The organism is Antiquaquibacter soli, from assembly GCF_030580675.1.
Classification (GTDB): Bacteria; Actinomycetota; Actinomycetes; order Actinomycetales; family Microbacteriaceae; genus Rhodoglobus; species Rhodoglobus soli.
Genome location: NZ_JAUQUB010000001.1, coordinates 1,833,815 through 1,857,244, shown reverse-complemented (window position 1 = coordinate 1,857,244; position 23,430 = coordinate 1,833,815). Strand labels below are relative to the sequence as shown.

General features: G+C 69.7%; 28 protein-coding genes and 1 riboswitch. Of the genes, 19 read left to right on the top strand and 9 right to left on the bottom strand.

Annotated features, from left to right (window positions below):
- Nucleotides 1-29 precede the first annotated feature (29 nt).
- Nucleotides 30-497 (top strand): SRPBCC family protein, encoded by a 468-nt coding sequence (locus Q5716_RS09235; RefSeq protein WP_305002781.1) that lies wholly within the window; start codon nt 30-32, stop codon nt 495-497.
- Nucleotides 498-554: 57 nt separating this feature from the next.
- Nucleotides 555-1,535, top strand: coding sequence for a helix-turn-helix transcriptional regulator (locus Q5716_RS09230; protein WP_305002780.1), 981 nt, complete (start codon nt 555-557; stop codon nt 1,533-1,535).
- Here the strand turns inward: Q5716_RS09230 and Q5716_RS09225 are convergent.
- Complete coding sequence (locus tag Q5716_RS09225; protein ID WP_305002779.1) at nt 1,519-2,013, bottom strand: FBP domain-containing protein; 495 nt, start codon at nt 2,011-2,013, stop codon at nt 1,519-1,521. The genes Q5716_RS09230 and Q5716_RS09225 overlap by 17 nt on opposite strands.
- A 13-nt stretch (nt 2,014-2,026) precedes the next feature.
- Entirely contained in the window at nt 2,027-2,677 is a 651-nt protein-coding gene (locus tag Q5716_RS09220) for a TetR/AcrR family transcriptional regulator (RefSeq protein WP_305002778.1), read from the bottom strand.
- 68 nt (nt 2,678-2,745) lie between these two features.
- Here Q5716_RS09220 and Q5716_RS09215 point away from each other — a divergent pair, with 68 nt between their 5' ends.
- Together Q5716_RS09215 and Q5716_RS09210 are read left to right on the top strand one after the other, a co-directional pair.
- Entirely contained in the window at nt 2,746-3,132 is a 387-nt protein-coding gene (locus Q5716_RS09215; protein WP_305002777.1) for a VOC family protein, read from the top strand.
- A gap of 12 nt (nt 3,133-3,144) precedes the next feature.
- Nucleotides 3,145-4,620, top strand: coding sequence for a DUF7059 domain-containing protein (locus Q5716_RS09210; RefSeq protein ID WP_305002776.1), 1,476 nt, complete (start codon nt 3,145-3,147; stop codon nt 4,618-4,620).
- Here Q5716_RS09210 and Q5716_RS09205 read toward each other — a convergent pair.
- Complete coding sequence (locus tag Q5716_RS09205) at nt 4,598-5,365, bottom strand: NAD(P)H-binding protein (RefSeq protein ID WP_305002775.1); 768 nt, start codon at nt 5,363-5,365, stop codon at nt 4,598-4,600. The two genes, Q5716_RS09210 and Q5716_RS09205, sit on opposite strands and share 23 nt — an antisense overlap.
- Before the next feature lie 198 nt (nt 5,366-5,563).
- On the opposite strand from Q5716_RS09205, the gene Q5716_RS09200 reads away from it, so the two are divergent.
- The 9 genes from Q5716_RS09200 to Q5716_RS09160 all read left to right on the top strand — a co-directional run bounded on the left by Q5716_RS09200 (nt 5,564) and on the right by Q5716_RS09160 (nt 13,521).
- Nucleotides 5,564-6,979, top strand: a complete 1,416-nt coding sequence (locus Q5716_RS09200) for a sugar porter family MFS transporter (RefSeq protein WP_305002774.1) — start codon at nt 5,564-5,566, stop codon at nt 6,977-6,979.
- Between the two features lie 32 nt (nt 6,980-7,011).
- Nucleotides 7,012-8,742, top strand: coding sequence for an alkaline phosphatase family protein (locus tag Q5716_RS09195; protein WP_305002773.1), 1,731 nt, complete (start codon nt 7,012-7,014; stop codon nt 8,740-8,742).
- 95 nt (nt 8,743-8,837) lie between these two features.
- Nucleotides 8,838-9,227, top strand: coding sequence for a VanZ family protein (locus tag Q5716_RS09190; RefSeq protein WP_305002772.1), 390 nt, complete (start codon nt 8,838-8,840; stop codon nt 9,225-9,227).
- Nucleotides 9,228-9,384: 157 nt separating this feature from the next.
- Nucleotides 9,385-10,065, top strand: a complete 681-nt coding sequence (locus tag Q5716_RS09185) for a M23 family metallopeptidase (RefSeq protein WP_305002771.1) — start codon at nt 9,385-9,387, stop codon at nt 10,063-10,065.
- 61 nt (nt 10,066-10,126) lie between these two features.
- Entirely contained in the window at nt 10,127-10,711 is a 585-nt protein-coding gene (locus Q5716_RS09180; protein WP_305002770.1) for a hypothetical protein, read from the top strand.
- Between the two features lie 91 nt (nt 10,712-10,802).
- Entirely contained in the window at nt 10,803-11,597 is a 795-nt protein-coding gene (locus Q5716_RS09175; RefSeq protein ID WP_305002995.1) for a DUF3097 domain-containing protein, read from the top strand.
- A gap of 14 nt (nt 11,598-11,611) precedes the next feature.
- Nucleotides 11,612-12,106 carry a PaaI family thioesterase gene (locus Q5716_RS09170; protein ID WP_305002769.1) on the top strand — a complete coding sequence of 165 codons (495 nt, stop codon included), beginning with the start codon at nt 11,612-11,614 and terminating at the stop codon, nt 12,104-12,106.
- A gap of 59 nt (nt 12,107-12,165) precedes the next feature.
- Nucleotides 12,166-12,396, top strand: coding sequence for a PspC domain-containing protein (locus Q5716_RS09165; RefSeq protein WP_305002768.1), 231 nt, complete (start codon nt 12,166-12,168; stop codon nt 12,394-12,396).
- A gap of 9 nt (nt 12,397-12,405) precedes the next feature.
- On the top strand, nt 12,406-13,521 hold the full coding sequence (locus Q5716_RS09160) for a M20/M25/M40 family metallo-hydrolase (RefSeq protein WP_305002767.1): 1,116 nt from the start codon (nt 12,406-12,408) through the stop codon (nt 13,519-13,521).
- A gap of 9 nt (nt 13,522-13,530) precedes the next feature.
- On the opposite strand, the gene Q5716_RS09155 is transcribed toward Q5716_RS09160, so the two are convergent.
- A complete protein-coding gene (locus Q5716_RS09155) occupies nt 13,531-14,367 on the bottom strand; it encodes a polysaccharide deacetylase family protein (protein WP_305002766.1) in 837 nt (278 codons plus the stop codon).
- A 71-nt stretch (nt 14,368-14,438) separates the two neighbouring features.
- Between Q5716_RS09155 and Q5716_RS09150 the strand changes: the two genes are divergently transcribed.
- Nucleotides 14,439-15,242, top strand: coding sequence for a glycosyltransferase family 2 protein (locus Q5716_RS09150; protein WP_305002765.1), 804 nt, complete (start codon nt 14,439-14,441; stop codon nt 15,240-15,242).
- A gap of 12 nt (nt 15,243-15,254) precedes the next feature.
- Here Q5716_RS09150 and Q5716_RS09145 read toward each other — a convergent pair whose 3' ends face one another.
- Together Q5716_RS09145 and Q5716_RS09140 are read right to left on the bottom strand one after the other, a co-directional pair.
- The gene (locus Q5716_RS09145) at nt 15,255-15,977 is read right to left on the bottom strand and encodes a cache domain-containing protein (protein ID WP_305002764.1); all 723 of its coding nucleotides are present in this window, start codon (nt 15,975-15,977) and stop codon (nt 15,255-15,257) included.
- Nucleotides 15,974-16,723: a FadR/GntR family transcriptional regulator gene (locus tag Q5716_RS09140; RefSeq protein ID WP_305002763.1), complete on the bottom strand. Its 750-nt coding sequence runs from the start codon at nt 16,721-16,723 to the stop codon at nt 15,974-15,976. Before Q5716_RS09140 ends, Q5716_RS09145 begins: the two co-directional genes overlap by 4 nt.
- Nucleotides 16,724-16,829: 106 nt before the next feature.
- Here Q5716_RS09140 and Q5716_RS09135 point away from each other — a divergent pair, with 106 nt between their 5' ends.
- From Q5716_RS09135 to Q5716_RS09120, 4 genes are read left to right on the top strand one after another with little or no spacing between them, the layout of a single operon-like run.
- The gene (locus Q5716_RS09135) at nt 16,830-17,882 is read left to right on the top strand and encodes an ABC transporter ATP-binding protein (protein WP_305002762.1); all 1,053 of its coding nucleotides are present in this window, start codon (nt 16,830-16,832) and stop codon (nt 17,880-17,882) included.
- Nucleotides 17,883-17,892: 10 nt separating this feature from the next.
- A complete protein-coding gene (locus Q5716_RS09130; RefSeq protein ID WP_305002761.1) occupies nt 17,893-19,062 on the top strand; it encodes an extracellular solute-binding protein in 1,170 nt (389 codons plus the stop codon).
- Between the two features lie 34 nt (nt 19,063-19,096).
- Nucleotides 19,097-19,993: an ABC transporter permease gene (locus Q5716_RS09125; protein ID WP_305002760.1), complete on the top strand. Its 897-nt coding sequence runs from the start codon at nt 19,097-19,099 to the stop codon at nt 19,991-19,993.
- An 8-nt stretch (nt 19,994-20,001) separates the two neighbouring features.
- Complete coding sequence (locus Q5716_RS09120; RefSeq protein WP_305002759.1) at nt 20,002-20,802, top strand: ABC transporter permease; 801 nt, start codon at nt 20,002-20,004, stop codon at nt 20,800-20,802.
- Nucleotides 20,803-20,886: 84 nt separating this feature from the next.
- Here the strand turns inward: Q5716_RS09120 and Q5716_RS09115 are convergent, their stop codons facing one another.
- The 3 genes from Q5716_RS09115 to Q5716_RS09105 are packed head-to-tail and all read right to left on the bottom strand — an operon-like array spanning nt 20,887 to nt 22,582.
- A complete protein-coding gene (locus Q5716_RS09115; RefSeq protein ID WP_305002758.1) occupies nt 20,887-21,126 on the bottom strand; it encodes a hypothetical protein in 240 nt (79 codons plus the stop codon).
- Nucleotides 21,127-21,639, bottom strand: a complete 513-nt coding sequence (locus Q5716_RS09110) for an EXPERA domain-containing protein (RefSeq protein WP_305002757.1) — start codon at nt 21,637-21,639, stop codon at nt 21,127-21,129.
- 19 nt (nt 21,640-21,658) lie between these two features.
- Nucleotides 21,659-22,582 carry an LLM class F420-dependent oxidoreductase gene (locus Q5716_RS09105; RefSeq protein WP_305002756.1) on the bottom strand — a complete coding sequence of 308 codons (924 nt, stop codon included), beginning with the start codon at nt 22,580-22,582 and terminating at the stop codon, nt 21,659-21,661.
- Between the two features lie 21 nt (nt 22,583-22,603).
- Nucleotides 22,604-22,711: riboswitch (TPP riboswitch) on the top strand.
- A gap of 112 nt (nt 22,712-22,823) precedes the next feature.
- On the opposite strand from Q5716_RS09105, the gene Q5716_RS09100 reads away from it, so the two are divergent.
- Nucleotides 22,824-23,426, top strand: coding sequence for an ECF transporter S component (locus Q5716_RS09100; protein WP_305002755.1), 603 nt, complete (start codon nt 22,824-22,826; stop codon nt 23,424-23,426).
- Nucleotides 23,427-23,430: the final 4 nt, after the last annotated feature.

The following is a 23,430-nucleotide window of genomic DNA, read 5'->3' as shown; positions in this document are numbered from 1 at the left end:
GATGCGAGGGGATGCTACGAATAGCCGTCATGACCCGCACCAGCGCCACCGCGACGGCCCTCGCGGCAGCCATGCCCGACGCCACCTGGTCGTTCATCACGGGGCACGACCCGGCCCGCTACTACCCGGCCTTCGGCCCGCTTCCGGCCGTCACCGCGGTGAGCGACCAGACCGGCCCATGGACCGTCGTCGGCCAGAGCCGGATGCTCCACCTCAGCGACGGCGGATCCGTGGTCGAGACGATCACCGACGCCGCATCGCCCACCTACTTCGCCTACGACCTGAGCGACTTCCGCCGGTTGTTCGGCCGCCTCGTGTCCGGCGCGAGAGCCGAGTGGCGGCTCGAGCGCGAGGGCGACGGCACCCGCATCCGGTGGGCTTACGCGTTCCACCCGAGGCGGGGCGCGGGACTCGTCGTCGCGGTCATCGTGCAGTTGTGGTGGTCGCGCTACATGCGGCGCGTGCTGCCGCGCATCGCCGCCGACGCCGGGCGGTAGCGTCGGCTATTCCGCTGTGCTGGGGGGATATCTGCTCGCGGCCCGGACAATGGATGCATGTCCGAGACCACGACGGCATCGCGCATCCTGTCACTGCTCAGCCTGCTCCAGACCCACCGCCACTGGGCGGGCGCTGAGCTCGCCGAGCGACTCGGGGTGACGGACCGCACGCTGCGGCGCGACATCGAGCGCCTCCGCGACCTGGGGTACCGCATCGAGTCCGTGCCCGGGGCCGGCGGCGGCTACCGGCTGGAGGCGGGCGCCGCGATGCCGCCCCTGCTGCTGACGGACGTCGAGGCGGTCACGATGGCGGTCGGGCTCCGGGTGGCCGCGACCCAGGGACTCGTCGACGGGGAGCTCACGACGCTCACCGCGCTCGCCAAGCTCGAACAGGTTCTTCCGTCAGCGCTTCGCGAGCGGGTGAACGCGCTCTCGGCGGCCGTCTCGACCACGCGCCTCGATCGGCCGGTGGTGAGCCCGGAGATCCTCGGTCAGCTCGCTCTCGCGTGCCGTGACCGCGAGCGCATTCGGTTCCACTATGTCGACGGCGCCGGAGTGGAGAGCCGCCGCTCGGTCGAGCCGCACTCCCTCGTGCCCGCCGGGAGGCACTGGTTCCTCGTCGCGTGGGACCTGCAGCGGGACGACTGGCGCACCTTCCGCATCGACAGGGTGAGCTCCTTCCTCGGTACCCGGTTGCGCTCCGAGCCGCGCGATCTGCCCGCCGACGACGCAGCCGAGTTCGTCCGCTCTGCTCTGCGCGGTCTTCCCGCTTCGCACTCGGCGTGGATCGAGATCGACATGCCCCTCGACGCGATGGTGGCCCGGTTCGGGCAGTACTCCGCGGGGGTCGAGCGGGTCGACGACGGCACGGTCCGCTGGCCGATCTCCGGCGCGAGCCTGGAAGAGCTCGCCGCCGCGCTCGTGTGGATCCCCGCCGGAGTCGGCTACCGCATCCGCGGCAACGACGACCTCGCGGCCTTCGTCGCGGAGGCGGCGGAGCGGATGGCGGTGTCGACGCGGGCTACGCCGTCCGCATGACGTCGGACGTGAACGCCTCGACGCGCGCGACGAGGCTCTCCGATCGGCCGGCCAGGATCTCCTCGGGCGAGGGCTGCATGTCCGACGCGGGCGGCAGGATCCGGATGAGGTGCGAGCAGGCCAGGTCGTCGCAGATGTAGGTGCCGACCGTACTGCCGTCGCGCCCCGCCTGACCGGCCCGCGGGGCCGAGAACAGCGTCACCTGGTCCGACGGCTGGGTGATGCGGCACAGCGAGCACATCGCGGAGATGCCCGGCCGCAGCGCCGACTCGGATGCTCTCAGCACGATGCCGACGGGCGTGTCACCGCGCCAGTACACGAGGTAGCCGCGCTGCCGCGCCTGGGGATCGCGCCAGCCGAGGTATTCGCGGTCGTCCCAGAGCACTTCGTGCAGGCCCGGCAGCGGGATGCGCTCGGACTCGCCCTGACTGGCGTTGACGAAGCTCTCGCGGATTTCGGTCGGCGACAGCGGCTTCATCCGTCCAGCCTAACTACGGCGCGGTGAATCCGGCTTCCACCATGTCGACGACCCGCTGGGTCACGGCGTCCGCCTGCGCTCTCGGCAGCCCCCGGAGCGGGCCGTCGATGAGCAGCATCGCGAGTCCGTGCACCGAGGACCACGCGAGGAACTCGGCCTGCGGTCGTCGCTCGTGCGGCATGAGCCCGGATGCGACGAGCTCGTCGATCGCGTCGCCGACGAGCTCGAACGGCGTCCTGCCGCTCGGACCGGCCTTCGTGGGGACGGCCGCGAGCTCCAGGTCGGTCGGGACGAAGAACGCCGTGCGGAACAACCCCGGCTCATCGAGGGCGAACGCGACGTAGGCGGTTCCGACCGCCCGCAGGTGGCCGCGGGCGCGCTCGCCGGGGTCGTCGGTCACGACGGCCGCGAACTGGGCGTCGATGGCCTCGGCGAGGAGCGCTTGGGCCGCATCGCACACGGCGGCGAGCAGCGCTTCGCGGTCGGCGAAGTGGCGGTATGCGGCGTTCGGGGAGACGCCCACCCGCCGGGTCGCCTCGCGGAGCACGACCGCGTCGGGACCGCCGTCGCGGGCGAGGCCGACTCCCGCGGCGAGGAGCGCGTGGCGCAGGTCGCCGTGGTGGTAGCTCGCTCGAGCGGTCGGGTGCGCTTGTGGAGTGGCCATTCGTCTCCCCTGTGGACGGTTACCCCATCCTATGACAGTGTGGACACCGTACACATGAGGAGGTTGCCATGCTCGCCGATTCCGCCGCCTTCAGCGGCTTCTCCGTGAACGATCTCGACGCCGCGCGCGCGTTCTACCGCGACGTGCTCGGGCTCGCGCTCGTCGACAACCCGATGGGGATGCTCGAGCTCGAGTTCCCCGGCGGCGGACACGTCATCGCCTATCCGAAGGGGGAGGCGCACCAGCCGGCGACCTTCACCGTCCTCAACTTCCCCGTCGACGACATCGACGCCGTCGTCGACGAGCTCTCGGCCCGCGGTGTCGTCTTCGAGCGCTACGAGGGGATGCATCAGGACGAGAAGGGCATCTCGCGCGGACGAGCCGCCGGCCAGGGCCCCGACATCGCGTGGTTCACCGACCCGTCGGGCAACATCCTGAGCGTGCTCAGCTCCTGAGACACTAGGGGCGTGGACCTCGCCCTCATCGCCGCCCTCGCCCGCGACCTCGACGCGGCGGGGTTCACCGTCGACGGTCTCACCGAGCTGTGGGGCGAGGATGCCTCCGCCGCCCTCCACCGCGGCCACCGGGTTCCCGCCCTCCGCGCCCTCGAGCGGTCCGGTGGCGCGCCCGCGGCCGTACTCGCCCGCGCCTTCGTGCTCGGGATGCCCGTGGACCCCGCCGCACTTGACTCGGCCCTCCCGTCCCTCACCGCCGCGGGCGCCCGATCGCTCGGCCTCGTGGACGCCGCCGGTGCGCCGCTGCTCGACCTGCGACCGTACAGCGTCGTCGACGCCCACGGGGTCGTGAGCTGGTGGATCGCGTCGGACCTGGGGGAGCTCGCACTCGGGCACGCGATCCCCGAGCACCACGTGCTCGGTGTGGGCGGGGCATCCATGACGCTCAGCGGGCTGCTCGTCGACCGGGACGTGGACGTGGCGCTCGACCTCGGCACCGGCTGCGGCATCCAGGCGATGCACGTCGCGCGTCACGCGAAGCGCGTCGTCGCGACGGACATCTCGGAGCGCGCCCTGGAGCTCGCCGCACTCAACGCGGCGCTCAACGGATTCGACAACATCGAGTTCCGGCTCGGCAGCCTCTTCGAGCCCGTCGCGGGGGAGAGATTCGGCCACATCGTCTCCAATCCTCCGTTCGTGATCACCCCGCGCGCGACCGGGGTGCCGGAGTACGAGTACCGCGATGGCGGCATGGTCGGGGACGCCCTCGTCGCGACGGTCGTCGCCGGCCTCGAGGAGCACCTCGAACCGGGCGGCGTCGCACAGCTCCTCGGCAACTGGGAGTACCGCGGCGACTCCGGGCTCGACCGCGTCCGCGCCTGGGTGGAGTCCACGGGACTCGACGCGTGGGTCGTCGAGCGCGAGCGCCAGCGCGTCGAGCAGTACGCCGAGACCTGGATCCGCGACGGCGGCACGCGCTCGGGCGCGGAGTTCGACCGGCTGTACGCCGCGTGGCTCGACGACTTCGAGGAGCGCGGGGTCCGCGAGGTCGGCTTCGGCTATCTCACCCTGCGCCGGCCGCTGAGCGGCCCCCCGACGCTCCGGAGGTTCGAGGAGTACGGGGCGCCGCTCGGCGGCTCCCTCGGCGGCCACATCGAGAGCGTGCTCGCTGCCCACGACTGGCTGCGATCCGCGTCGCTGCGGGATGCCCGCCTCACCGTCGCCCCGGACGTGACCGAGGAGCGGCACTACTGGCCGGGCGCCGACGACCCCACCATGCTCATCCTTCGGCAGGGCTCGGGTTTCGCCCGGAGCATCCCCGTCGACACCGCGGTCGCCGCCGTGGTGGGGGCCAGCGACGGCGACCTGAGTGTCGAGGCGATCTGCTTCGCTGTGGCGGATCTGCTCGGCGTCGACGGCTCCGCGCTCCGGGACGAGGTGCTGCCCGAGCTCGCGGAGCTCGTTCTCACCGGCTTCGTGCGTCCGTGAGCCGCGCCGCGACGGCGGCGATGTCCTCGGGTTGCCGGTCGAGCAGCGCGGCGAGGTCGGCGCCGGACTCGGCCAGCACTTCCGCTCGCACGAGAGGGAAGAGCACCGCGAACGGCCCGGTCTGCTCGTCGGAGACCTCCTCGAGCGGCGAGCCGAGCACGGCGGCGAGCTGCGCGAAGCCCCACGCCGGTCCCCGGAGTTCGAGCACCCGAGCCTGCGGCGGGGCGACGAGTGCGCGGGCGGCCGCCTCGCCGAGGTCGGCGATCGACGCGGTCGAGATCAGCGCGCCCGCGGCGGCCGAGCGCACGACGCCGGCGTCGAGCGCCGCCTCGATCCACGGCTCGGTGTACAGGGTGTTGCGGAGCACGGTCGCGCTCATGCCGTCGAGGGCGGACTCGGTCGCTCGGTGCGCGGGATCGTGCTGGGCGCCGCGAGCACTCGTGTAGACGAGGTGCTCGACGCCGGCATCCCGGGCCGCGCCCACGACCGCGAGGTGCTGTCGCGACCGGATCGCCGGGTCGAGCTGCGGGCTCGAGACGAACAGCACGCGGTCGATCCCGTCGAGGGCCTGCCGGAGCGAGCGCGGGTCGTCGTAGTCGCCCGTGACGCGGCGGACGTCGGCCGCGGGATGCCCCGCGCCTCGCACTAGCGCGGTGACGGCATCCCGACCGACGCGCTGGACGAGAGCTCCGAGCGCTGCGGACCCGAGGCGGCCAGTGGATCCGGTGATGAGGTAGGTGGTCATGAGTTTTCTCCTGGTTCGGTGATGGGGGTGCGGAGGCGGGGACGCAGGGCGTCCCTTCGCCGGCGCAGGCCGACACCGCCCGAGAGGGCGCGACACATCGCGATCGGGTCAGGGAAATCAGGCTGAGAAGCGGAGCATGTCGTTCCAGGCTAGCGCGTTCACCCTGCCACACTGGTGCCACCCGCTCGAAGGAGACCCGTGAACGCACCGACCGCCGTCCGCTCTCAGGCCGTGGGCCTCGCCGTCGCCGGCGCCGTCGGCGGCTTCCTGTTCGGCTTCGACTCGTCCGTCATCAATGCCGCGGTGAACGCCATCCAGAAGGACTTCGCGCTCGACACGACCGCGATCGGCTTCACGGTGGCGATCGCCCTCCTCGGGTGCGCGATCGGCGCGTTCCTGGCCGGCCGACTCGCCGACCGGCTCGGTCGAATCCCGGTCATGCTCATCGGGTCGGTGCTCTTCGTCGCGAGCGGGATCGGCGCGGGCCTCGCCGTCGGAGTGATCGACCTCATGGCGTGGCGCGTCGTCGGGGGACTCGGCATCGGCATCGCGTCGGTCGTCGCGCCCGCCTATATCGCGGAGGTCTCTCCCGCGACTCTGCGCGGCCGGCTCGGCTCCCTCCAGCAGCTCGCGATCACCGTCGGCATCTTCGTCGCCCTCCTTTCCGGTGCCGTCCTCGCCGACGCCGCCGGCGGCCCGGACGCTCCGCTGTGGTGGGGACTGCACGCCTGGCGCTGGATGTTTCTCGTCGCGGTCGTGCCGGGCCTCGTCTACGGCTTCATCGCCCTCCGACTGCCGGAGTCGCCGCGCTATCTCGTGCTCACGGGCAACGAGGCGCGTGCCCGGTCCGTCTTCGAGAAGTACTGGCCGGGCGAGGACGCGGATGCCGCGATCGCCGAGATCCGCGACTCGATCACCGCCGACGCGGACGCCGCCCGGTCGGGCACTCTCCGCGGGTCCCGCTTCGGCCTCAAGCCGATCGTCTGGATCGGTATCATCCTCTCGGTGTTCCAGCAGTTCGTCGGCATCAACGTGATCTTCTACTACTCGACCGAGCTCTGGGACGCCGTGGGCTTCACCGAGAACGACTCGCTCGCGATCTCCGTCGTCACGGGAATCGTGAACATCCTCGTGACCCTGGTCGCCATCGCTCTCGTCGACCGCATCGGTCGCCGCCCCATCCTTCTCACCGGGTCGATCGGTATGGCCGCATCGCTCGGCACGATGGCCCTCGCGTTCAGCCAGGCGACGGCGGGAGCATCCGGCCCCCAGCTCTCGGGGGCGTGGGGCCCGGTCGCGCTCGTCGCAGCCAATCTCTTCGTCGTGTTCTTCGGCGCCTCGTGGGGCCCTCTCGTGTGGGTGCTGCTGGGCGAGATCTTCCCGAACTCGATTCGCGCGAAGGCGCTCGGTGTCGCGGCCGCGGCGCAATGGCTCGCGAACTTCGCGATCACCATGACTTTCCCCTCGCTCTCCGCCTGGTCGCTGCCGCTCACCTACGCGGCCTACGCCGTCTTCGCCGCGCTGTCGTTCGTCTTCGTGCTTCGAGTCGTGCCGGAGACAAAGGGCATGTCGCTCGAGGACGCCGACACGCTCCTCGAGCGCTCGACCCCGTAATGAGCCCGACCCGTGCGGGTTAGAGTGCTCTCGTGACTGACAACGACCCCTCGACGACCGACCCGACGAAGGCCTCGCGGAGGGCGTTCCTCAAAACCGCCGCCGTCGGCGTGGGCGGATTCGCGGCGGGGGCAGCGGTGGCGGGCGGCACGGCGGCGGTCATCGCCTCGCAGCAGTCGATTCCGGGATTCGACCCCCTTGCGCCGCGGAGCGAGCCGGGATTCGACCACGTCGTCACCCTTATGTTCGAGAACCGCTCGTTCGACAACATCCTCGGCTGGCTCTATTCGAACGACGAGCTGCCTTCGGGCGCGACCTTCGACGGACTCGCCCAGGGCAGCTACTCGAACCCGGGCCCGGCGGGCGACTCGATCGAGGCGCACGTCTACGAGGGCTCCACCGACGAGGTCATGCGTCACCCTCAGCCGGACCCCGGCGAGACCTACCCGCACGTCAACACGCAGATATTCAACGTCGTCGACCCCGCGACCAACGCCGACCTCTACGCCAACGGGCTGCAGTCGCCGTTCAACGCTCCGTCGTCGACATCGAAGCCGGAGATGTCCGGCTTCGTCACCGACTACGTCATCAACTACAAGGAGCTCAAGAAGGGCACCGCTCCGACGGCGGAGGAATACCGGGTGGCCATGGGCAGCTTCTCGCCCGACATGCTCCCCGTCTTTTCCGCGATCGCGAAGGGCTTCGCGGTCTATGACGCGTGGCACGCCGGGGTGCCGTCGCAGACCTTCTGCAACCGCTCCTTCTTCCACGCCTCGACGTCGCACGGCTTCGTGACGAACAAGGACGGCGGCGGCTACTCCAAGTGGATCGACGCCCCGCCCGCGCCCACGATCTTCAACCGACTCGAGGAAGCCGGCCTCTCCTGGCGCGTCTACTACGACATCAGCCAGATGGTGTCCTTCACCGGAATGCTGCATGCCGCGGTGCTCGAGCCGTACTGGAAGACGAACTTCCGCAGCATGGACCAGTTCTACGAGGACGTGAAGAACGGCGCGCTGCCGGCCTACTCGTTCGTCGAGCCCCGCATGGTGTTCAACCACAACGACATGCACCCGCCGTTCGGCACGCTCAAGGAGAACGAGTACGAGGGCCAGGAGTTCTACGACAGCGCGCTCTCCGACGTGCGCGCCGGTGAGACGCTCCTGCACGACGTCTACTCGGCGCTGCGGTCGGCGAAGTCCGAGACCGGCTCCAACGCCATCAACACCGCGTTCCTCGTGACCTTCGACGAGCACGGCGGCACCTTCGACCACGTCCCGCCGCCGTCCGCCGTCCCGCCCACCCCAGAGGCCCCGGCGGGGGAGATGGGCTTCACGTTCGACCGGCTGGGATGCCGCGTGCCCGCGCTGCTCGTCAGCGCGTACACGGCTCCCGGCACGATCATCCATGACGAGATGCACCACGGCTCGCTCATCGCCACGCTCAACCGCCTGCACGGCCTGAGCCCGCTCACGAGGCGCGACGCGACCGCCAACAACGTGTTCAACGCGGTGAACCTCCAGACCCCGCGGCAGACGTGGGAGTGGCCTGTGACGCACCCCGCTTACACCCCGAAGAACCCGGAGGACGTTCCGAAGCCGAACGAAAAGCACAAGCACCGGCCCCTCTCCGCACCGGCGAAGGGGCTGCTCGGACTGCTGCTCGCGAAGTACGAGCCCGACCTGCCCGTGCCGGAGACCTACGGTGACGCCTACGACGTGCTCGTCAAGCACGGCAAGGGACTGTTCGGCGACCGCGACTAGGTCGAGCGGCGGGCCGGGCGATCGTTCGGCTCGCAGTCAGGCAGCATCCACGCCACTCCCATCGAACGCGAAGGAGGGATTGCCACACTGGAGCCATGTTCCGGCGGCGACACTTCCTCAGCGTTGTGGCCGCCCTGTACTTCGGGATGCTCGTCGCCTTGACCTTCACTCCTGGCTCCGCCGCGGCGCGCGAATCCTGGGCACTCCCGCTCGTCCTCTTCATCCCCGTCGGCCTGCTGCTGACCCTCCTGATGGGACGCCGCCGCTGGTGGGTCGCCGTCGGGTTCGGGATGCTCGGAGCGGCGTGGGTGGAGGCGGCGCAGACGATCTGGATGCCGCCCGGATACGCGTCGGCGCTGGACATCCTGTGCTCGAGCGCGGGTGCCGTATTCGGTGTCCTGCTCGGCGTCGTGCTCCTGACGGTTCGCCAGAAGTCCATGCATTCTCATGAGCTTCCCAGAATCGTCACTCACCCTGGTAAGTAGGGAACTTCCCAGGACCGAGACCGAGCCGGTGTGACCGTACCGCCGGAGGACCTCCCTCTCGGGTCCGTCGAGAGCATCCTTCGATGCTGCAGACCTGTCCGTGCCGCGACGCACACCCGATGCGCCGTCGCGCGCCCGCCCCCGAGGAATCTCCGCCGTGCCCCCACGCTATTACCGCCCTGCCCCCGCCGCTGCCCTCCCCGAGTCGAGCCGCCATCGTGGCTTCCTCGCCGTCAACCGCCGGTTGCTCGCGGTCGGTTCGCTCGCCTCGAGCGGCCTTCTGATGTGCATCCCCGCCCTTCCCGCCTCGGCCGACGCGATCGTCGCCGAGGTCGAGGTGCCGAACCTGCAGAGCTACGCCGCACCGGCCTTCGCGCCCGCGCCCGTCGTGGTGCGCGACGCGTTCGGCGTCACCGAGTACTCGCTCGTGCAGTGGCCGGTCCCCGCGATCACCACGATGACGAGCGGCTTCGGCTATCGGGACTGCGCGGGCTGCTCGAGCGACCACAAGGGCATCGATCTCACTCCCGGCGAGGGCTACCCGGTGCAATCGATCGCGGACGGCGTGGTCGTGCTCGCCGAGGAGAGCGACACCGGACTCGGGGTGCACGTCGTCGTCGAGCACGTCATCGACGGGCAGACGGTGCGCAGCGTCTACGCGCACATGCAGTTCGGCTCGCTCCAGGTCGCCGAAGGCGACTCGGTCGCGATCGGACAGCAGCTCGGCGCCGTGGGCAACACGGGTGCGAGCACCGGTCCGCACCTGCACTTCGAGATCATCGTCGACGAGATCCAGATCAACCCGCTCGACTGGCTGCTCGAGCACGCGAATAGCTAGCTCCCAGGCAGCGTTCCTACAGTGGAGGGAAGCGGGCGAGCGCCCGCGGAGGGAGCGCGACATGGGACTCTTCGATCGACTGTTCGGCACGGAAGACCAGGCAGCTGCACAGCCGCCGAGGCGCCCGCGCACCGATGACGAGATCGCCGTCGAGCGCTACCGCTACCTGCTGCGCACCGCCCCGCCCGAGACCATCGAGCAGGTGCATGCCGAGGCATTCTCCAAGCTCACCGACGAGCAGCGCGCGATGGTCTTCGCCGAGCTCAGCCGCAACGCTCCCGCTGGGGAGGCCCCCCGCGGACAGGACGCTCAGTCCCTCGCCCAGGCCGCCACACGGTCGGAGCTGCGCCAGCCCGGCACGATGGAGCGCTCGTTCCAGGGCCCGAGCTTCGGGGCGATGGTCGGCAGTTCGCTGCTCGGCACGGTTGCCGGCTACGTGATCGGTTCGGCGATCGTGAGCGCCTTCCTGCCGATGGACGGCGGGGCGGATGCGGGTGCCGACGGCGGCGCGGACTCCGCGGACACGGGCGCGGACGCGGGGGCGGATGCCTCAGCGGATGCCGGCGGCATTGGAGACGGCGGCTTCGGCGACGGCGGCTTCGGCGACTTCGGGGGCGGCGACTTCGGGGGCGACTTCGGCTTCTAGCCGTGTCCGCCCGGGGGCCGCGCGGCCCCGCGGTTAGCATCGACCGGTGAGCGACGACCGGTACGGCAGCGACGTTCTCGCCGACTTCAGGATGCAGCGGGGCGTGAGTAAGCCCGCTCGGGTGCCCGTCGAGCCCGACCTCGTTGTGGAAGACGCCGCGAGCGGGTTCACGGGAGCCGTCGTGTCCGTCGGCGGCGGACTGGTCCACCTCGAGGACAGGCACGGCGCCGTCCGCGCCTTCCCCCTCGGCACGGGATTCCTCATCGATGGAGCCCGCGTCGAGCTCGTGAAGCCCGTCGCCGGTGCCCCGTCGTCACCGAGGCGCACGGCATCCGGCTCCTTCGCTGTCGAGGATGCGCGGGCCCGCGTCGCTCTGCCGAGCCGCATCTTCGTCGAGGGGCGACACGACGCAGAGCTCGTCGAGCGGGTGTGGGGCGACGACTTGCGCGTCGAGGGCGTCGTCGTGGAGTACCTCGCCGGCGTCGATCACCTCGAGGAGGTGCTGCGCGAGTTCCGCCCGGCGACCGACCGGCGCGCCGGAGTGCTCGTCGACCACCTCGTTCCGGGCTCGAAGGAGAGCAGGATCGCGGAGTCGGTGGCGCGCGGCCAGTTCGGCGCCCACGTCCTCGTGGTCGGGCATCCCTTCGTCGACATCTGGCAGGCGGTCAAGCCCGCCCGACTCGGTATGACGGCCTGGCCCGCCATCGACCGGGGCACCGAGTGGAAGCACGGGGTGTGCGAGGCGCTCGGCTGGCCGCACGCCGATCAGGCGGACATCGCTCGAGCTTGGCAGCGCATCCTGTCGCGAGTCGACAGCTTCGCCGACCTCGAACCCGCCCTCCTTGGCCGGGTCGAACAACTCATCGACTTCGTCACCGCACCCTGACGCAGACTGGGTGCATGACCGACCGCACCCGTACCGTCGCCTGGCAGGATCCCACGATCGGCGCCGCGGCGATGGCGACCATGACCGGCCTCGACTACCTCCGAGCGATGGCCTCCGGCGAACTGCCGCCCCCGCCGATCGCCGTGCTCATGGGCATGACGATCGCGTCCGTCGAGGAGGGGCAGGTCGTGTTCACCGCGACGCCCGACGAATCCCACTACAACCCGATCGGGATGGTGCACGGCGGGTTCGCGTGCACCCTTCTCGATTCGGCTCTCGGCTGCGCCGTCCAGTCGACCCTGCCGCAGGGGTTCGGCTACACGTCGCTCGAGATCAAGGTGAGCTACCTCAAAGCGCTCAGCTCGGAGAGCGGCGAGCTCGCGTGCACCGGTCGCGTCGTCAAGCCCGGCAAGCGCGCCGCGTTCGCCGAGGCGGACGTTCGGGATGCCTCGGGCGCTCTCGTCGCGACGGCGAGCAGCACCCTCCTCGTGTTCCCCGTGCAGGGTTGAGGGGCGATTCGGGGGTTTCCCCGATACCGCGGCGGGGAGCATCCGGCCACGATTTAAGCATGACCACTTCGACTCTTCAGCGTCCCCGCACCGGCCGAGTGATCGCGGGGGTGTGCGCGGGACTCGCGCGGCGTTTCGGCTGGAACGCGAACGTCGTCCGACTCCTGTTCGTGCTCTCGTTGCTCATCCCCGGTCCGCAGGCGATCTTCTATGTCGTCGCGTGGATCGTGATCCCGAACGAGCCCGAGCGCATCGTCGCCCCCGCGCCGCAGGACACTCGCAGCGCCTAACCTGAGGGGATGGATCCGGTCGCCCTCGCCCAGCAGCTCATTGCGATCGACTCCGTGAACCCCACCCTCGTGCCGGGATCCGCCGGCGAATCGGCGATCGCGGACTTCTGCGCGCAGTGGCTCGAGCGCCACGGCTTCGAGGTCGAGCGCCTCGAGCGCGAGCCGGGGCGCCCGTCGCTCGTGGGTATCTCACGCGGAACCGGCGGGGGCGCCTCCCTGATGCTGAGCGGCCATCTCGATACCGTCGGTATCACGACCTGGCCGGGCGATCCGTTCTCCGGCACAGTCGTCAACGGTCGGCTCGTGGGTCGCGGCGCCTTCGACATGAAGGGCGGGCTCGCCGGTCTCCTCGTCGCCGCCGCGTCGGCGCCCGAGCGGCGCGGAGATGTGCTCGTCGCCCTGGTCGCCGACGAGGAGTTCGGCAGCCGCGGCACGGAGGACGTGCTCGAGCGCTACTCGGCCGATGCCGCCATCGTCGCCGAGCCGTCGCAGCTCGAGGTCACCGTCGCGCACCGCGGGTTCGCGTGGTTCCGCGTCGACATCGACGGACTCGCCGCGCACGGCTCCATGCCCGAGCTCGGCATCGACGCGATCGCCCACGCCGGGCGGATCATGCGGCGGCTCGACGAGTTGCAGTCCCGGCTCGCCGCGAGGGGTGCGCACCCGCTGCTGGACCCCGGCACGGTGCGGGTCTCGACGATCGCCGGCGGGGTGGATGCCGCGACCGTCGCCCCGTCCTGCACGCTGACCATCGAGCGGCGCTTCCTGCCCGGCGAGTCGCCCGACGCCGTCGAGGCTGAGCTGAGGAGCAGCCTCGGCGAGCTGCTGGGGGAGCGGGCCACCCTCACCCGACTCGTCGCACGCGGGGCGTTCGAGGCGACCGCGGACTCCTCTATTCGCGCCGTGGTGCGAGAGCAGCTGTCCGCGGTGACGGGATCGCCCGCGGTGGAGCGCGGTGAGCCGTTCTGGACGGACGCCGGGCTGTTCGCCGAGGCGGGCATCCCGACCGTCCTGCTCGGTGTCGTGGGCGGCGGCGCTCACGCGGACGACGAGTGGGCGAGCACCGAGTCCATAACTCAGCTCACCGAGGTGCTGCGCCGCACCATCGCCGAGTTCTGCGCCTAGAGCCCGCGGCTACGGCCGCTCCCACACGTCGTCGAGCGTCACCGGTTGCAGCCCGCGGGCTCGCAGGATGTCCGCGATCTCGCGGAAGTGGTACGTGACGGTCGGGTAGTTCGCGTGCCCGATGACGATGTGCTGGGGCAGCAGCCACTCGTTCGCCATCGCGAGCAGGTCGGCGTCGCTGATGGGTGTCGCGTCGGCGAGCGACCCATACCACAGCACCGGGACGGTGTAGCCGATGGATGCCGCTGCCGCCTGCACCCGGTCGTCGAGGTGCCCGAACGGCGGTCGGAAGTAGGGCTTGGCGTCCACGCCGAACGTGTCGCGGATGAAGGCGTCGTTGATGCCGAGGTCGTCGCGGATCTGGTCGTCGGTGAGCGTCGGCAGGCTCGAGTGCGTCCACGTGTGGTTGGCGAGCTGCACCTGTCCGTTCTGGACGAGGGGCAGGAGCAGGTCGGCGTGCTGCGCCCAGCCCGCGAGGGATCCGGTGACGAAGAAGGTCACGCGCATCCCGCACTCCGCCATCCACCGCGCGTAGGCGGCGATGACGTCTCCGTCACCACCGTCGTCCACGGTGAGCGCGAGGAGGTTCCCCTCCCCGGGCAGGTCGCTGATCGTCCCGTAGGGCGACTCGCGCTTCTCGAGCGTCGGGGCGAAGAAGTGCGGCGGGAGCGCGGCCGCGGCCGGTTGCGGCCGCAGCGGGAGCCGGGGCGTGCGACCGGCGCGCAGCAGCGGCGGCGCGGCGGCCGGGGCGGGGGTCGCGGCTCCGAAGAGTGCTCCACCGCCGAAAGCCGCGAGCGCGCTGAGGCCCGTGAGGCCGAGGGCCGCGAGCACAGAGCGTCGTCGCACGCGCTCACCCTACAGACACGAATCCGTTTCGTATAGTTCCCGTTCGGGTGCCGCGCGGTAGGTTGGCTTGCATGTCGCCCGCGAGCGTGTCGATCGTCATTCCCGCCTACAACGAGGAGGACACGATCCGGGCGTGCCTCATCGCCGCGCTCCAGCAGACCGTCCCCGCTGACGAGATCATCGTGGTCGACAACAAGTCGACGGATGGCACGGCCGCCATCGTCCACGCCTTGCAGGCCACCTACCCCGACGCCCCCATCGTGTACCTCCAGCAGTTCGAGGTGCAGGGCCTCATCCCCACCCGCAACTTCGGCCTCGACCACGCGACCGGCGACGTCATCGGGCGCATCGATGCGGACTCCGTGCTCGAACCGACGTGGGTGGAGGCCGTCCAGCGCGCCTTCGAGGACCCGGAGGTGGCGGCCTGCACCGGACCGGTGCTCTACTACGACATGCCGCTGCGGCGGTTCGGCCTCAAGGCCGACGATGCACTGCGCCGAGCCCTCATCAAGGTCACGCGGGAGTACCACCTGCTCTTCGGCAGCAACATGGCCCTTCGAGCGAGCGCGTGGCGGGCGATCCGCGACGAGGCGTGTCTCGACCCCGAGGACGAGCTCCACGAGGACATCGACCTCTCCCTGCACCTGCACGCGAACGAGTTGAAGATCGCCTACTCGTCGGAGATGGTCACCGGCATGTCGGCGAGGAGGCTCGATGACTCGCCCCTCAAGTTCTACAACTACGTCATGCGCTTCGAGCGCACGTACCAGAAGCACAAGATCCGGCGGCTGTCCGTGCGGGCGCCGATGGCGATCTTCCTGTCCGTGTACCCCGCGCTCAAGACCGTGCGGGAGATCACGCAGCTGCAGAGGTAGCGCGCGCCCGAGTCATCCGACGACGAGCAGCAGGCTGGAGGCGCCGACGGGAAGCACGTGCGAGTCTCCCGCGTCGCGCAGCAGCGAGCCGGTCGGCCGGTGCGGGTCGGTCGAGACGAGTACGCGGCGCGAGGCGTTCATGAGCGTCGCGCTGCCCCCGATCGAGCGCACCGGCGGCAGGAGCGCGCGCTCGACGTCGTTGACGTAGAGGTCGGCGCCCACCACCCCGACGAGCCGATGCTCGAACCGCACGGGCATGGTGAGGGTGAGCGTGTAGTCGTCGGTGCACAGGTAGTCGACGTAGGGCCCCGTGATGTGTCGGGTGCCGGTCTCGGCCGGAACGCGCCACCACTCCAGCGCGGTGTAGTCGCGGAAGCTGTCCGAGGCAGGATCCTCCTCGGCCTCGAGCCGCCGAACGGACGGGTCGGCCGAGCCCAGCCCGAAGGTGTTCGCATGGCCGAGCCACCACGCCAGGTGCCAGGGGGCGTCGTCGAGGAAGCCGGGGGCCGCGACGGCACCCGCTCCGATGATGAGGGCACCAGGGGCGGCGAGCTCGGCGACGACGAGGTTCTCGACAAGCGCATCGAGCTCGGCGGCGCGCAGCATCCCGGCCGCGTCGGCGATCCGCTGCTCGATCACGGCGCGCCAGCCCTCGATCTCCGCGAAGACGGAGTCGAACGTCGTGGCGATCGCGTCGAGGCACTTCTGCAGGGCGAGGTCAGCAGTCGTCGTCATGTCGCTGTCCTCTCGAGGTCCGCCTTGGTGTCGAGCAGCCACTCTATGGCCTGACCGATGTGCGCAGTAGTGGCGCGGCGCGCCGCCTCGCCGTCCACGGCCTCGATCGCCGCGACGACGTCGAGGTGAGCGGCGCGGCTCGCCACGCGGTACTCGCCATCGCGCAGGCACAACCACAGCAGCGGGGCGAACTCCGCTTGCAGTCGTAGCTCCTCGCGCACGAGTCGCGCGGACTGCGCGAGCGCGGCGACCTCGAGCCGGAAGGTGCCCTCTCCTCGGCGCATCGACTGCTGCGAGTCGACATCCGCTGCATCGACGGTCGCCCGCAGGTGGGCGATGTCGTCGTCGGTCGCGCGGTCGGCCGCGAGCTCTGCCGACATCGCGGCGATGGCCGTGTAATAGACGCCCATGTCGCGCAGCTCGACGCGGGAGAGGGATGCCACGCGCCGTGTGATCCTCGACTCGGGGCTGCCCGCGAGCACGTAGCTGCCCCCGTCGCGACCGCGCTTGGTCTCCACGAGACCGGCCTCGCGCAGCGCCTCGAGCGCCTCGCGGGCGGTCACGATCGCGACCCCGAACTGCCGCGCCATCTCCGCCTCACTGGGCAGTCGCTCGCCGGAGGAGAGCAGTCCGAGCTCGATCGCATCGGTCAGTCGTTGGGCGACGAGTTCCGCCCTGCCCGCCCCGCCGAGCGGCGCGAACACGGCCGCGCGGGCGGCAGTGGTCGAGCGGATGGACTGCGGCATGGGGCGTTCCTCGTCGTCGGGGCCGTGACACGACCGTAACATCCCCGAGACTTGCAAGACATCTGCTTCCATATGATTTACTACAGGACAGGCAAGGAGGCCCTGGGTGACATCGGTTACGCCTGCGATCAGGCTCACAGCTCTGACCAAGACTTTCGGGGAGGTCCACGCGGTCGACAACCTCGATCTCGACATCGCCGAGGGGGAGTTCTTCTCCATGCTCGGGCCGTCGGGCAGCGGCAAGACCACCGTGCTGCGGCTCATCGCCGGCTTCGAGCTGCCGACGTCGGGCACCGTCGAGCTTCAGGGTCAGGATGTCACCCGCCGCGCTCCCTTCGACCGAGACGTCAACACGGTCTTCCAGGACTATGCGCTCTTCCCGCACATGACGGTGCTCGACAACGTCGCCTACGGTCTGCGCGTGCGGGGAGTGGGCAAGAAGGAGCGCCGGGAGAGGGCCGAGGCGGCACTCGCATCCGTCGCCCTCGCCGGCTACGGCGGTCGCAAGCCGACTCAGCTCTCCGGGGGTCAGCGGCAGCGCGTCGCGCTCGCGCGCGCGACGGTCGTACAGCCGAAGGTGCTCCTCCTCGACGAGCCCCTCGGGGCCCTCGACCTCAAGCTCCGCGAGCAGATGCAGGTCGAGCTCAAAGAGCTGCAGCGCTCGCTCGGCATCACCTTCATCTTCGTGACGCACGACCAGGAGGAGGCGCTCACGCTCAGCGACCGCATCGCGGTGTTCAACCAGGGGCGCATCGAACAGCTCGGCACCCCCCGCGAGATCTACGAGCACCCGCAGTCTCCGTTCGTCGCCTCCTTCGTCGGCACGTCGAACATCTTCGACGCCGAGCAGTCGCAGCAGTTGCTGGGGATGCCCGGCTCCCGTTCGATCCGGCCCGAGAAGATCACGCTCCACCCGCCCGGCTCCGCCGCGGCGAAGGGCTCGATCTCCCTCGAGGGGACCGTCGTGGAGGCGGTCTACGTGGGCACGGCCACGAGACTGCTCGTCGAGCTCGCCTCGGGCAAGCGCATCTCCGTGCTGGAGCAGAACGTGTCATCCCGCTCCGAAGACGACCGGCGCGGCGACGCGGTGAGGGTGCAGCTCGCTGCGTCCGACCTCGTGTCGCTCGACCCGGTTCCCGCAAACACCGCGACAAGTTAGGAGCACAGCAATGCGATTGACAACAGCACGACGGTCGACGCTCTTCGCCGGACTGGCGATCGCGTCCGTGGCCGTCCTCACGGCCTGTGGAACGGCGTCGGGCGGCGGCGACTCCGGCGAGGAGGCCACCGAACTCGGCGACTACGAGGGCAGCGTCTCGATCCTCGCCTGGCCCGGCTACGTCGAGGACGGCAGCAACGACCCCTCGGTCGACTGGGTGAGCGCGTTCGAGGAGGAGACCGGCTGCATGGTCGAGTCGAAGACCTACGGCACGTCCGACGAGGCCTTCAGCCTCATGAAGACGGGCGACTACGACGTGGTCGCGGCATCTGGCGACGCGAGTCTGCGGCTCGTCGCGGCCGGCGAGGTCGCCCCCGTCAACACCGACCTGCTCAAGAACTACGACGGCATCTTCGACTTCCTCAAGATGCAGTCGTGGAACAGCGTCGACGGCGTCTCCTACGGCATCCCGCACGGCTACGGTGCGAACCTGCTCATGTACAACACGGACGTCTTCCCCGACGGCCTCACCTCGTGGAGCGCCGTCTTCGATGACGCAGCCGCCAACAGCGGCAAGGTGACGGCGTACGACTCGCCGATCTACATCGCCGACGCGGCCGTGTACCTCATGGCGACCCAGCCTGAGCTCGGCATCGAGAACCCGTACGCGCTCGATGAGACGCAGCTCGCTGCCGCCGTCGAGCTGCTCAAGGCCCAGCGCCAGCACATCGGCGAGTACTGGAGCGACTACCTCAAGGAGATCCAGGCGTTCGAGACCGGTGACTCGGTCGTCGGTACGACGTGGCAGGTCATCCAGAACTCCATCACCACCGGCAACACCGAGGTCGTCCTGCCCGACGAGGGCACGACCGGCTGGTCGGACACCTGGATGATCTCCTCGCAGGCGAAGAGCCCGAACTGCGCCTACGCGTGGCTCGACTACATCGCGAGCCCCGAGGCCAACGCCCAGGCGACCGCGTACTTCGGCGAGGCCCCGTCGAGCCAGGCCGCGTGCGAGTTCCGCGACGACTGCGAGGCGTACCACGCCGGCGACGCCGACTACGCGTCGCAGATCTGGTACTGGTCGACCCCGATCGCCGACTGCCTCGACGGCCGGACCGACGTGGAGTGCACCGACTACGCCGCGTGGACGACCGCCTGGCAGGAGATCAAGGGATAACTGAGAGCAGATGAGCAGCGCGGCGACGCCACACGTGACCGCCGGGGTTCCGCAGCCGCGGGACACTCCGGCGAGGAGGATCTCGGTCTTCCTCAGCCAGCACGCCCGGGTTCGACTGGGGCTGCTGCTGACAGCACCCCTGTTCTGGTTGGGGCTGGTCTACGTCGTGGCGCTCGCCGCGCTGCTCATCACCGCCTTCTGGACCGTCGACAGCTTCACCGGTCAGGTCCGCACCGAGTTCACTCTCGACAACATCATCACCGTCGTGACCGGCTCGCTGTACCAGACGGTGACACTGCGCACGGTCGGCGTCGCACTCCTCGTCACGGTCATCGACATCGCGATCGCCCTCCCTGTCGCGTTCTTCATGGCTAAGGTCGCGGGGCCGAGGTTGCAGCGCATCCTCGTCATCGCCGTGCTCATGCCGCTCTGGGCGAGCTACCTCGTCAAGGCGTACGCGTGGCGCTCGGTGCTCGCGGAGGGCGGCGTCGTCGACTGGATGACCGCGCCCTTCGGCGGCTCGTCCCCGGGCTACGGGCTTCCGGCGGTCGTCATCACGCTCTCGTACCTGTGGCTGCCCTACGTGATCCTGCCGATCTACGCGGGACTCGAGCGGGTGCCGGACTCGCTTCTCGAGGCATCCAGCGATCTGGGGGCGAAGACGTGGCGCACGATGGGCTCCGTGGTCATGCCGATGCTGTGGCCGTCGATCATCGCGGCCTCTATCTTCAGCTTCTCGCTGTCGCTCGGCGACTACATCACCGTCAACATCGTCGGCGGCGCCAACCAGCTGCTCGGCAACCTCGTGTACACGAACGTCGGTGCGGCGAACAACCTGCCGCTCGCGTCGGCGATCGCCCTGATCCCGGTCGCGATCATGATCGTCTACCTGACCGCAGCCCGCCGCTCCGGCGCGCTCGAGAACCTGTAGGGAGAGGCATGAGGCTCAGCCGCACCGCCCGGGTCACGCTCGGCGTCGTCGTCGCGATCGTTCTGGCGGTCGTCTACCTGCCCCTGCTCATCGTGTTCGTCAACTCGTTCTCGACGAGCGTCAACCTCACGTGGCCGCCGCCCGGCTTCACCCTCGAGTGGTGGGGCAAGGCGTTCCAGAACCCGGGGGCGCTCGAGGCGATCGGCACGAGCGCGCAAGTCGCGCTCGCCGCGACGGCGATCTCGCTCGCGCTCGGCACCCTCATCTCTCTGGCGCTGCAGCGCTACCGGTTCTTCGGTCGGGATGCGGTGAGCCTGCTCGTCATCCTCCCGATCGCCTTGCCCGGCATCGTCACGGGTATCGCGCTCAACAACTTCTTCCGCACGATCCTCGACGTGCGGCTCGGCCTCTTCACGATCATCGTCGCGCACGCCACGTTCTGCATCGTGACGGTGTTCAACAACGTGCTCGCGCGGCTACGGCGCATGGGCACCTCGTTGGAGGAGGCATCCGCCGATCTCGGAGCGGGAGTGTGGACGACGTTCCGCTTCGTGACGTTCCCGCAGCTGCACTCGGCCCTCCTCGCGGGGGCGCTGCTCGCGTTCGCGCTGTCCTTCGACGAGATCATCGTGACGACGTTCACGACGGGCAGCGGGGTCACGACGCTGCCGATCTGGATCCTCAACAACCTGTTCCGACCCAACCAGGCGCCCATCGTGAACGTCATCGCGGTGGTGCTCGTGCTCGTGTCGATCATCCCGATCTACGTCGCGCAGCGCATCGCGGGCGCGGAGCAGGTGCAGAAGTAGCGCGCTGCGCGCCATCTCTGCCGCGAGTGTTCCGATTGTGCCGCTATGGACGCCCGCTGAGCGGCACTTTCGGAACACTCGCGGTCACGGCCACGAGCGAGCCGACTTCTCGCACGCCGTGAGCTCCGGTGACCCAGGCGGGAACGTCACCGAGCACTCCCGGACGAGGTTGCCGCGATGCACCTCGAAGCCAATGGCCACACCGAAGTAGACCGCGACGGCAAGGGCGAAGGGCGTGACAACGAGCACGATCGGCCACAACCGAAGTGGGGCGATCGCGGCGTACGCCAGGAACTGTCGGTTCGGACCTTCCAGCTGGGCCATCTAGAACGCCCGCGTGAACGGCAGCGGCTTGCGCATCCGGATGAGGAGCAGCAGCGGCACGAGCACGTAGGGCAGGTTGAAAGCGAGGAACTTGGCGGGGTTCTGGGTCTGGAACTCCGGCTCGCCGAAGAACTCGACGCCGAACACGATGATGCCGGTGATGGACGCGATCATGGTCGCGTAGATGACCGCGGGCAGCTGGATCCAGTTCCAGCCGCGCAGCAGCGCCGGCACGAGCACGACGTAGAACAGCATGTAGACGAACGCCGACAGCCCCGTGACGATCCGCATCCACACCGGCGGGTTCATGAACAGTGGGTCGGCGTCGTGCGCGTACCAGTAGTTCGAGTCGACGAGGAAGCTGCCGTTCGGCTGCGTGAAGTCGATGCCGAGGGTCGGCAGCATGTCCGCGATGCACGACGTCACGATGAAGAGCGTGAAGAACACCGCGAAGACGATGTCGATCGGGCGCCGCCTGAGCGGCAGGTTGACGGGGGCAGTGGTCGCGGTCACGTCCTCACCCTAGCGAGGCTCACCGCAGCTGCGGCAGCACCTCGCGGGCGATGAGCTCGAGCTGGTCGAGGTCGTGGAAGTCGCGGATCTGCAGATAGAACCGGGATGCCCCCGCCTCCGCGAGTTCACCGAGCACGTCGACGACCTCTGCCGGGGTGCCCGCGAAGCCGTTGCCCCGCAGCACGTCGGACGTGGTGTTCGCGGCATCCGCGCGACGGGAGATGTCCGCTTCGGTGAGCCCGACCGCGGTCGTCCCGGCGACCGACCAGACGAGCTCCTGCTCGCGGCCGATCTCCTCGCACGCCGCGCGCACCCGGGCGATCCGCTCGCGCACGGTCGCGAGCGGGGCGCGCCACTGGTTGTACTCGGAGGCGAAGCGGGCCGCGAGCGCGGGTGTCTTCGACGGGCCGGCCCCGCCGACGATGATGGGCACAGCGTCTTGTGCCGGCTTGGGCAGAGCGGGGGAGTCGACGAGCGTGTAGTGCTCGCCCGAATAGCTGAAGCTCCCGCCGACCGGAGTCGACCACAGCCCCGTGATGATCTCGAGCTGCTCCTCGAACAGCCCGAACCGCTTGTCGGGGAACGGGATGCCGTACGCCTCGTGCTCGGCCGCGAACCATCCCGTCCCGAGTCCCAGCTCGACCCGCCCACCGGACATCTCGTCGACCTGGGCCACCTGGATCGCGAGGATGCCCGGGTGGCGGAACGTCGCCGACGATACGAGAGTGCCCAGCCGGATGCTCGTGGTCTCGCGGGCGAGACCCGCGAGCGTGGTCCACGAGTCCGTTGGTCCGGGGAGGCCCCCGCGGCGGTCATCCATCGTCAGGTAGTGGTCGGAGCGGAAGTAGGCGTCGAAGCCGAGCTCCTCCGCAGCCTTGGCGAGCCCCAGCTGCTCGAAGTAGGTGGCGCCGTTCTGCGGCTCGGTGAAGATGCGGAAGTCCATGGATCGAGCCTATGCTGGGTGGGCAAACACGGGAGCCCGGTGAGCCGGGCTGAGAGGGAGCTTCTCCAAGCTTCGACCGTCGAACCTGATCTGGGTAATGCCAGCGCAGGGAGGAGTATCGGATGGCGATCATTACGTCACACATCGACACAGGTCGACACACACGTTGTGCTTCGCGCCTGTCCTCCGGCACGCTGGCGACTCCCGATCACCAGACCGCCGCACGGCAGGAAAGACACCCATGAGCACTGCATACGGAAACCGCTTCACCCACTGGCGCGTCGTCGATATCGTCGTCGCCGCAGCCCTCGGCGTCGCCGTGGGCCTGATCTACTTCGCGTGGAACCTGGTCTACAGCCCGGTCACCGCACCGCTCGAAGCCGCACTGCCGGGACTCCAGGCGCTCCTCTACGGCGTGTGGCTCATCGGCGGTGTTCTCGGGGGTCTCGTGATCCGCAAGGTGGGTGCGGCCGTCTTCGTCTCGATCGTCGCCGCGAGCGTCTCGGCACTCCTCGGGGCGCAGTGGGCGCTGCTCACGCTCGAGTCCGGTCTCGTCCAGGGCCTCGGCGCCGAACTCGCGTTCGCGATCTTCCTGTACCGCAACTGGCGGCTCCCGGTCGCCGTGCTCGCGGGGGCTCTGTCCGGTCTCGCCCTGGCGATCAACGACCTCATCCTCTGGTACGTCGGCGCCGCACCGACGTTCGCGGTCGTGTACTCGATCTCCGCGATCATCTCCGGTGCCGTCATCGCCGGGGTCGGCTCGTGGGCGCTCACCAAGGGCCTCGCGCGCACGGGAGCGCTCAGTCGCTTCGCGTCAGGGCGCGAAGCCGCCAAGGCGGCGTAGTCGT

Coding starts and splice junctions, on each gene's coding strand:
- Q5716_RS09220 (WP_305002778.1), bottom strand. CDS start 2,677: ATGGCCACTCCACAAGCGCACCCGACCGCTCGAGCGAGCTACCACCAC.
- Q5716_RS09150 (WP_305002765.1), top strand. CDS start 14,439: ATGTCGCCCGCGAGCGTGTCGATCGTCATTCCCGCCTACAACGAGGAG.
- Q5716_RS09115 (WP_305002758.1), bottom strand. CDS start 21,126: ATGGCCCAGCTGGAAGGTCCGAACCGACAGTTCCTGGCGTACGCCGCG.
- Q5716_RS09235 (WP_305002781.1), top strand. CDS start 30: ATGACCCGCACCAGCGCCACCGCGACGGCCCTCGCGGCAGCCATGCCC.
- Q5716_RS09105 (WP_305002756.1), bottom strand. CDS start 22,582: ATGGACTTCCGCATCTTCACCGAGCCGCAGAACGGCGCCACCTACTTC.
- Q5716_RS09140 (WP_305002763.1), bottom strand. CDS start 16,723: ATGCCGCAGTCCATCCGCTCGACCACTGCCGCCCGCGCGGCCGTGTTC.
- Q5716_RS09230 (WP_305002780.1), top strand. CDS start 555: ATGTCCGAGACCACGACGGCATCGCGCATCCTGTCACTGCTCAGCCTG.
- Q5716_RS09165 (WP_305002768.1), top strand. CDS start 12,166: ATGACCACTTCGACTCTTCAGCGTCCCCGCACCGGCCGAGTGATCGCG.
- Q5716_RS09170 (WP_305002769.1), top strand. CDS start 11,612: ATGACCGACCGCACCCGTACCGTCGCCTGGCAGGATCCCACGATCGGC.
- Q5716_RS09215 (WP_305002777.1), top strand. CDS start 2,746: ATGCTCGCCGATTCCGCCGCCTTCAGCGGCTTCTCCGTGAACGATCTC.
- Q5716_RS09100 (WP_305002755.1), top strand. CDS start 22,824: ATGAGCACTGCATACGGAAACCGCTTCACCCACTGGCGCGTCGTCGAT.
- Q5716_RS09205 (WP_305002775.1), bottom strand. CDS start 5,365: ATGACCACCTACCTCATCACCGGATCCACTGGCCGCCTCGGGTCCGCA.
- Q5716_RS09130 (WP_305002761.1), top strand. CDS start 17,893: ATGCGATTGACAACAGCACGACGGTCGACGCTCTTCGCCGGACTGGCG.
- Q5716_RS09180 (WP_305002770.1), top strand. CDS start 10,127: ATGGGACTCTTCGATCGACTGTTCGGCACGGAAGACCAGGCAGCTGCA.
- Q5716_RS09120 (WP_305002759.1), top strand. CDS start 20,002: ATGAGGCTCAGCCGCACCGCCCGGGTCACGCTCGGCGTCGTCGTCGCG.
- Q5716_RS09175 (WP_305002995.1), top strand. CDS start 10,803: ATGCAGCGGGGCGTGAGTAAGCCCGCTCGGGTGCCCGTCGAGCCCGAC.
- Q5716_RS09225 (WP_305002779.1), bottom strand. CDS start 2,013: ATGAAGCCGCTGTCGCCGACCGAAATCCGCGAGAGCTTCGTCAACGCC.
- Q5716_RS09190 (WP_305002772.1), top strand. CDS start 8,838: ATGTTCCGGCGGCGACACTTCCTCAGCGTTGTGGCCGCCCTGTACTTC.
- Q5716_RS09145 (WP_305002764.1), bottom strand. CDS start 15,977: ATGACGACGACTGCTGACCTCGCCCTGCAGAAGTGCCTCGACGCGATC.
- Q5716_RS09160 (WP_305002767.1), top strand. CDS start 12,406: ATGGATCCGGTCGCCCTCGCCCAGCAGCTCATTGCGATCGACTCCGTG.